The sequence below is a fragment of the Micromonospora sp. NPDC003776 genome (genome assembly GCF_053605645.1).
This window is the reverse complement of the sequence record NZ_JBSGJR010000912.1, coordinates 1-1,576: the sequence shown is the minus strand read 5'-3', so window position 1 is coordinate 1,576 and position 1,576 is coordinate 1. Positions and strand designations below refer to the sequence as shown.

Annotated in this window: 1 protein-coding gene; it reads left to right on the top strand. The window is 72.0% G+C overall.

What is annotated here, in order from left to right:
• Positions 1-190: 190 nt before the first annotated feature.
• The coding region (locus tag ACWEVO_RS36325; protein ID WP_452311915.1) for an MFS transporter at positions 191-1,576 on the top strand (1,386 nt) is incomplete at its 3' end.

Genomic DNA, 1,576 nt, shown 5'->3' with positions numbered 1-1,576 from the left:
TTCCTGCCGGCGCGCGACCTGGCGCTCCGGCTGGCCCTGGCCGCCGGGCCGCCCGGCTGAGCGGTAGGTGAGCTGGGACACAAACAATACGAACCGGTTCCGTATCGAAACCCCGACCCCTAGGCTCAGCAGCGTTACGAGTCTGCCTCGTTTCGTATTTCGACGCGGGCAATCCGGGGGGAGAACGGACATGGAACCGCACGAGAACACCGGACATCCGAGGAGGTGGGCGATCCTGGGGGTGCTGGTGATCAGCCTCCTCGTGGTCGTCCTCGACAACACGATCCTCAACGTCGCCCTGCGTACCCTGGCCGACCCGGTGCACGGCCTCGGGGCTAGCCAGGGCGAGCTGGAGTGGGCGATCAACTCCTACACCCTGGTCTTCGCCGGGCTGCTGTTCACCTTCGGCGTCCTCGGCGACCGGTTCGGCCGCAAGCGCTTCCTGATGGTCGGGTTGGCCCTGTTCGGGCTGGCCTCGCTGCTGTCCGCGTACGCCCAGGACCCGGGCCAGCTCATCGCCACCCGCGCGCTGATGGGGATCGGCGGCGCGGCCATCATGCCGGTCACCCTGTCGATCATCTCCAACGTCTTCGACCCCCGGGAGCGGGCCAAGGCGATCGGCATCTGGGCCGGCGCGGTCGGCCTGGCCGTGGCGATCGGCCCGGTGCTCGGCGGCGCCCTGCTGGAGCACTACTGGTGGGGCTCGGTCTTCCTGATCAACGTGCCGGTGGTGGTGCTCGGCGTGGTCCTGGTCGCCGCCCTGGTGCCCGAGTCCCGTGACCCGAAGCCGGGCCGGGTCGACCTGCTCGGCGTGCTGCTCTCCGTGGTCGGCCTGGTCGCCCTCACCTACGGCATCATCGACGGCGGCGAGCACGGTTTCGGCCGGCTCCAGGTCTGGGGCGCGATCGTCGGTGGCCTCGCCGTGCTGGCCTGGTTCGTCGCCCACGAGCTGCGCAGCGACCACCCGTCGCTGGACGTCCGGCTGTTCCGGGTGCCCCGGTTCGCCGCCCCGGTGGCGCTGGTCGGGCTGGTCTTCTTCGCCGCGATGGGCGTGATGTTCTTCGGCGCCTTCTACCTCCAGCTGGTCCGCGGCTACAGCCCGCTGGAGAGCGGCCTGCTCTTCCTGCCGTTCGCGGCCGCCCAGCTGATCTTCGCGCCGCGCAGCGCCGCCATGGTGCGCCGCTACGGTGGCCGGGCGGTCGCCGCGGTCGGCCTGCTGCTCACCGCCGCCGCGCTCGGCGCGTTCGTCCTCATCGACGCGGAGACGCCGATCTGGATCTTCTCGGCGCTCGGCTTCGTCCAGGGCGCCGGGATGGCCAACATCATGCCGCCGGCCACCGAGTCGATCATGTCGGCGCTACCCCGGGAGAAGGCCGGCGTGGGCTCGGCGGTCAGCAACACCGTCCGCCAGGTGGCCGGCGCGCTCGGCGTGGCGGTGCTCGGCTCGGTCCTGTCCGCCGTCTACCGCGACGAGGTGACCCCGGCGCTGGCCGGACTGCCCACCCCGGCCCACGACGCGGCCCGCGAGTCGATCTCCGGCGCGTACGCGGTCGCCGAGCGGCTCGGCCCGGCGGCG